The sequence below is a fragment of the Streptomyces sp. SID1328 genome, from assembly GCF_009865595.1.
Lineage (GTDB): Bacteria > Actinomycetota > Actinomycetes > Streptomycetales > Streptomycetaceae > Streptomyces > Streptomyces griseoluteus.
In genome coordinates this window covers 1-701 of the sequence record NZ_WWKH01000193.1, presented here as the reverse complement: position 1 = coordinate 701, position 701 = coordinate 1, and the positions used below count along the sequence as shown (strand labels likewise).

1 protein-coding gene is annotated in these 701 nt (G+C 78.5%); it reads right to left on the bottom strand.

Annotation, left to right across the window (positions count from 1 at the left end):
• Positions 1–701 (bottom strand): ATP-dependent helicase (locus GT030_RS05750; protein WP_161200140.1); only part of this gene is annotated, 701 nt, incomplete at both ends.

Here is a 701-nt window from a genome sequence, read left to right as displayed (position 1 = left end):
CGACGCCCAGCTCGGTCAGGAAGCGGGACGGCTGGTCGCCGTCGTCGGCCGGTGCCTTCACGGCGGTGACGACGAGACGGTCCCGCGCGCGCGTGGCGGCCACGTAGAACAGCCGGCGCTCCTCCGCGAGCAGGGCGCCCGGGGTCAGCGGCTCGGCGAGGCCGTCCCGGCCGATCCGGTCGGCCTCCAGCAGGGAGCCCCGGCGGCGCAGGTCGGGCCAGAGCCCCTCCTGCACGCCCGCGACGACGACCAGCCGCCACTCCAGCCCCTTGGAGCGGTGCGCGGTCATCAGGCGCACCGCGTCGGGGCGCACGGCGCGGCGGGTGAGGGTGTCGGCGGCGATGTCCTCGGCGTCGATCTCCTCCAGGAAGTTCAGGGTGCCGCGTCCGCCGGTGCGCTCCTCGGCGCGGGCGGCTGTGGCGAACAGGGCGCAGACGGCGTCCAGGTCACGGTCGGCGTTGCGGCCCGCCGCTCCCCCGCGCCGCGCGGACCGCTCCAGCCTGCTGGGCCACGGGGTGCCGTTCCACAGCGCCCACAGCGCCTCCTCGGCCGTACCGCCCTCGGCCAGGCACGCGCGTGCCTTGCGCAGCAGCGCGCCCAGCCGCTGCGCCCCGCGCGCGTAGGCGGGGTCGTGCGCGACGAGCCGCTCGGGCTCCGCGAGCGCCCGCGCGAGGAGCACGTCGGAGGGGGCGGGCAGGGCC